The following is a 5451-nucleotide window of genomic DNA, read 5'->3' as shown; positions in this document are numbered from 1 at the left end:
GTTTGGGTTAGCCGTGGTGGTTGTGCAGACGACGCCGCTGCCGCTAACGCTCACGTTGGGCGGCGTAGCAGTAAGATGAGAAGTGAAGGGTTGGCAGGCATTATGAGAAAAGTTATCGATCTCTCATGCGAAGAAGCACGGGCATATTTTCTAAAGGGGAGTAGCTACTTTAATAGCGATGTACCTCCCTACATTAGTTTCGAGCCGATTTTGACGGAGGTTGCCAGCATTTTAGGTTCGGACGGTTTCAATGGTTTTAAGTCATCGAATCCAAATGATTTGTTAGGGGTGAATTACGGTCTTCTAGCAAACAAAGATGGGAGATTTGCTTGGCGACCTTTAGAGCTGATTCATCCGGCAATTTATGTGTCATTGGTAAATCTAATATGCGATGCCGATAACTGGGCTACCTTACAGAAAAGATTTTCCGATTTTGAAAACGGAATTGTAGAATGCTGTAGTATACCTGTTGTGGCTGATAGTGACGAGAAAGATGTGGCAGCGCAGATAAGAAGCTGGTGGGTTAATGTTGAGCAACGATCCTTAGTCTATTCGCTGGAGTTTAGTCATATTCTCCACACTGATGTAGTGAACTGCTATGGCTCGCTCTATACACATAGTATTCCTTGGGCAATACACGGTATCAGAGAATCGAAAGAAAGAAAAAGAGACAAGTCTTTGTTAGGAAACAGAATCGATGCTCACATACAAGCAGGCAGGTATGGGCAAACGAATGGCATTTCACAAGGCTCAGTGCTGATGGATTTTATCGCGGAGTTGGTTCTTGGCTTTGTAGATGAACAGATTAACATGGAATTAGGTGGCTCAACGGACTTTCGTATTCTTCGATATAGAGATGATTACAGGATATTTGCCAATAGCGATGACCGAGTTGAAGAAATCCTGAAGGTTGTGAGTCAGAAACTAATGTTGGTTGGCATGAATTTGGGAGTGTCCAAAACACTCTTGAGCAGGAACGTTGTAGAAGGTTCTATCAAGCAAGACAAGTTAGCAGGCATAGATTTGCAGGATTTAGGTGATGCTAATGCGAAGACAGTACAGAAGCAACTTCTTAGGCTTCATTCTTTTGGCCGGCGTTTTCCCAATAGTGGTGCTCTCCGACGTTTAGTAAGCGAATTTCACCGCAAAATTGCTGCCCAGACTGAAAAACCAGATGACCTTGAAGTGCAGATTGCCATAGCCACAGATATTGGCTTTGTGTCTCCATCAACATTTCCTGCAATTGCTGGGATTTTGAGCCATTTGATATCATTGGCCTCAGAAGAAGAAAAACCCCGTTTGTGGGGGAAAGTGCGCGATAAAATGAAACGTGTACCACATAATGGTTATCTTGAACTATGGCTTCAGCGAGTTATACAACCCCTAGGTATCCCCTTTGACAGCGACGAGCCAATTTGTCAAATTGTGAATGGCGAATCCGTAGAATTATGGAAGAACGACTGGATCGCGAGCAAAGACCTTATGACAGCCTTGGATACATCAAAAATTGTTGTGAAACCAATCGCTGAAGTTGAAGAAGTTATAAAACCTGAAGAAATTGAAATATTTACCCAAAGAGCTTGGGCGTACTGATATTTACGCACAATGCCGCCCAACATCGGCTGCAGCGGACAGCGGCTACGCCGCGGTATGTGTCAAGAACGTTGAGACAGATTGGTGGCTGAATTTAGTGTAGCAAAGGCGATTGTTCGATGACATCGCGACGTGAGAGATAACGGGTCGGCACGTTTGAGTTTATCGCTTTCGGGGACAATGTAGCCCCTTGGCGGGGCCGCTCTGGGTGAGGAAGTTCCCCACCCAGAGGGCTACACCGTCCCCCGATGCAGCGCTCGGGTTGCTCTCCAGCATGGCCCTATCCTCTGCATCGGCGGGCACAGTATATAGAAGAGACGCGGTTCGTCCAAAAGTGCTCCTTTCTCGTCGTTTCACCCCTCAGGGCCAGACGATGCCGGGGTAGGCGGATTGATCCACACGGCAGCGGGCAGTTGCGGCACGGTGGGCGGCCCGTTGACGAAACGCTCCGGGTGCCGGTCGTATGCCTGCTGTACGACCATCTGACGTTGGGCGAGCATCTCTTCAGCCCGGCCATAGTGCACGTCCGCCGGGGTGAGCAGAGACAGCCCATTGTGATGGTGCTCCTGGTTGTACCAGGTGAAGAACCTTTCACACCACCTCCGGGCTTCTTCCAAAGAGCCGAAACGGTCCGGATAGTTGTGACGGTACTTCAGAGTGCGAAATTGGGCCTCCGAGTAGGGGTTGTCATCTGAGACGTGGGGCCGGCTGTGGCTCTTGGTGACGCCTAGGTCATTCATGAGTTGGGCCATGGACTTGGCGGTCATGGGGGCGCCCCGATCAGCATGGATGATGAGCTGTCCAGGCTGAATGTGCTGTTTGGCGTAAGCAGCAGCCACAAGTTGTTGCCCCAGGGCAGCGCTCTCCTCCTTGGCCAGCAGCCAGCTCACTGCGTAGCGGCTGAACACGTCCAACATGACGTAGAGATAGTAGTAGGTCCAGGTCAACGGTCCTCGAAGGCGGGTGATATCCCAGCTCCAGAGCTGATTGGGGGCGGTGGCCAGCAGTTCGGGCTTGATATAAGTTGGATGACGCAGGAGGTTGCGCCGTTCTCGCACCTCCTGGTGCTCGTCCAGGACCCGGTACATAGTGCGCCAGTGACAGAGATACACCCCTTCGTCCAGCAGGGTGGCGTAGACCTCCCGGGGACTTTGGTCCTGGAAGCGTGGACTGTTGAGCAGGTCCCGCACCTGGGCTTTTTCCGCCTCGGAGAGGCTGCGGGCCGGCTTGGGGCGAGCTTGCGCCTCGTCTGGAGCCCCTGTCTCGGACTTGCGCGCCCGATAGAGGGTGCTCCTGGGCACGTTGAGGGCCTGGCAGGCCGTGGTCACGTCGGTGTGTTGGGCCAGTTCTTCTGTCAACTGGAGCATGACAGCCCTCACTTCGGGGTCGCATCGGGCAGCGTCCCAAGCAGTTGCGCTAACTTTTTTTGCACATCGATGATGTGCTGGGCCCGTTCCAGGGCCTGGCGCAGTTGCTGGTTCTCCGCTTGCAGACGGGCGAGTTCGGTGGCTTGAGCGTCTGGTCTACGCCCTCGCTTCTGGGCCAATTCGCCCCGGGCTCGCTGCTTGCGCCAGGTGGCCAGGTGGGAGGAGTAGAGCCCCTCCCGCCGCAGCAGGGCGCCCAGTTCGCCCCGCTCGCTGCAGGCGTCCGCTTCGGCCAGGATGCGCAGCTTGTATTCCCTGCTGAAGGTGCGCCGTTTGGCCTTGGGCACAACTTGGGGATCTGGCTCGGTCATCATGGTTCGGCGGTTCCCATTGTGGATGGTGGTGGTTCGGCTGGGCATGTTCGACTCCTTGTCGGGTGGAATGCTACACTAATTTCTTCCCTCCAAGTGTCTCATCTATTATAGGCACATAGGGCATATCCCATGCACGCACACTGCCATCAACATAGCCCGCTGCTAGAATATCGCCTGCCGGAGCAATGGCTACACTAGATACACCAGGTTCATAGGGAAATGTCTTCACCAATTCACCCGTTTCTACATTCCAGACAGCTAGACTTGTCGCACCAGCCGTTACGATCTGTTCTCTTGTGGAGTTATAGGCGACAGCCCTGGTCCACTCCAGATCACCCGCAAAAGTCTTGCGGAGCACTGATGAGTCTATGTGCCAGATGCCAGTCACTTGTCCAGGACCGATAGTGACAAGCTCTGTGCCCTCAGGATTGAAAATTGCTTTTCCGACTTCACCTGAATACTTCGCAACAAACAACGTAGGAATGAATTTACCATTTGTGAAGTGCCATAATCGAGCTGTTCCATCATTGCTGGCCGTCGCAAGCAGATCACCGTTCGGATTGAAATTCACGCTATTGACGCCCGCACTGTGACCTTCCAGCGGTGGAAATTCACCATTGGGCCCCACATTCCACACCCTAACCGTATCATCATCTGAAACGCTGGCCAGTGTTGTGCCATCAGCAATCCAAGCTATATGCCGTACAGCGGCTTTGTGACCTGCTAACGTTTGTTTCTCACGCCCTGTGGCTATATTCCATACATGTACTTTTCGATCCTGTCCTGCTGAAGCCAATATGGTGTTGTCTAGGCTAAATTCTACGTCATATATTTCGCCACTGCGGCCATCAAGTATATTTGTCAATTTGCCTGTCTGAGAATCCCATATACGGATAGTTGCATCCCATCCCGCTGTCGCAACAAGCTTTCCGTTGGGACTAAAATCGACCCCATAGACCGGTCCCCGATGTGCCTGTAGTGTCAAGACATCACCAGATGTTAAATTAACAATACGCGCTGTGTAGTCATCACTACCCACTATCACGCGTTCGGCCATTGGGTCAAATGCTATTGAATTGAATACAGCTATAGAACTTTGAAGAAGTACACGTTCACTGACTTGACCATCAATGGAAACTTTAAACAGTTTAGCCAAACCATCGAAACCCGTTGTTGCAACAAGTATCTCTTTTCCTTGAGAGGAAACATCCAAGCCAGAGATAGGGGCATTGTGTGCGATGAAAGATGCTTGCTGGTTGAACAATCTTTCTTTTGTCCACGAGAACAGGTGAATCATTCCACTTTCAGTTGCTACAGCAACTAATCCACCCTCGTCAGGCTCTCGAATCACCGTAATTTCTGTACTGTCGTCAGGGAATACAGAACGAACCTGCTTGCCTTCGTTCAAATCCCAGACTGCTATTTGGCCACCTTTCGTACCGAGAAGAAGTTGGTCTCTTGGCGTATCAAAGGTAATATCTGAGGCGGGGTCGGTGATAGAAATTGTTGTGCGTATGCGCGATATCTGAAGAGCTTGATGTAATGCATTAAGAGCTTCTGTGGTGACCCGAAACTCAAGTGCCTCTTTCGCCAATAGAATGCTCAATTCGGGATCAACACCTAATTGGTTGATTGCTTGTGCTGCTAGTTGTCGTGAAGTGGAAAGTGCCAGGCTTGTTTCCGCATCAGTCCGAGCACGTTCTGCCTGGAAATAGAATAAAGCGGTGGCAAAAGTAAAAAAAACAGTAGCAACAAGAGCAACAGTAAGGAGAACAGCACGCCGACGCAACTGTCGTGCCGCAAGAGCCTGCTCCTCGGCACGTTGATGCTGCTCCTGGGTCAGTGTCCGCTGCTGCTCCAATTCTCGTTGCTGCGCCGCTCTCTCTTCTGCTTTGCGTTGTTCAATTGCTTCTTTGCTGGCATCTACTAAATTCGCCGATTGATCGCTGATCCCCAATTCCGCAGCATCCGGTCCATCTAGCCAAACCTGAGCCTCATGAAGCTCGTATTCGTCCAAGAGCCCGCCAACTCGCTCCAGCCTTTCCCACTCAGCCGCTTTCTCCTCCAACCGCCGCCGGGTCCGCTCCGCCTCGCGCTTCTCCCCAATCCACCCCCGCAAC

General features: G+C 51.5%; 3 protein-coding genes. 1 reads left to right on the top strand and 2 read right to left on the bottom strand.

What is annotated here, in order from left to right:
* Nucleotides 1-102 precede the first annotated feature (102 nt).
* Nucleotides 103-1593 (top strand): RNA-directed DNA polymerase, encoded by a 1491-nt coding sequence (locus tag D6694_03940; protein ID RMH46029.1) that lies wholly within the window; start codon nt 103-105, stop codon nt 1591-1593.
* A 353-nt stretch (nt 1594-1946) separates the two neighbouring features.
* Here D6694_03940 and D6694_03935 read toward each other — a convergent pair.
* Both D6694_03935 and D6694_03930 read right to left on the bottom strand, forming a co-directional pair.
* A protein-coding gene (locus D6694_03935; GenBank protein RMH46030.1) for an IS3 family transposase occupies nt 1947-3331 on the bottom strand; the annotation gives its coding sequence in 2 pieces (ribosomal slippage) (nt 1947-3013 and nt 3013-3331; 1386 coding nt in all).
* A gap of 70 nt (nt 3332-3401) precedes the next feature.
* A partial coding sequence (locus tag D6694_03930) for a hypothetical protein (protein RMH46028.1) occupies nt 3402-5451 on the bottom strand: 2050 nt, incomplete at its 5' end.

The sequence above is a fragment of the Gammaproteobacteria bacterium genome (assembly GCA_003696665.1).
In the GTDB taxonomy this organism is placed as follows: Bacteria; Pseudomonadota; Gammaproteobacteria; order Enterobacterales.
Note: the sequence above shows the minus strand (reverse complement) of the source record. Positions and strands in the feature narration are given on the sequence as shown.

Coding starts and splice junctions, on each gene's coding strand:
- D6694_03940 (RMH46029.1), top strand. CDS start 103: ATGAGAAAAGTTATCGATCTCTCATGCGAAGAAGCACGGGCATATTTT.